Source organism: Pedobacter sp. T50_32, from assembly GCF_057652195.1.
The window spans coordinates 1-259 of record NZ_JBYFBY010000024.1 but is presented as its reverse complement, the minus strand read 5'-3'; the positions used below and the strand labels follow the sequence as shown (position 1 = coordinate 259).

Genomic DNA, 259 nt, shown 5'->3' with positions numbered 1-259 from the left:
CAGAGATCATTACTGTTCCATGTTTTATCAACGTCGATTTTAAAGATGTGAAAACTGTAATGAACGAAAGTGGTGTTTGTATCTTGGGTAGTTATGCTGCCGATGGCGATAACCGTGCTTTAGCTGCAGTAGAAGGTGCATTAGCATATCCATTATTAAAAGATAATGAGATTGAAGGTGCAAGATATATCCTTTTAAACATCAGTTATGGTGTTAAAGAGTTAACTATGGATGAGGTGTCGATCATTACAGATTATAT

General features: G+C 35.5%; 1 pseudogene. It reads left to right on the top strand.

The features are described 5' to 3' along the window. A pseudogene (locus AC23ME_RS21120) lies at nucleotides 1-259 on the top strand (cell division protein FtsZ); the annotation flags it as partial.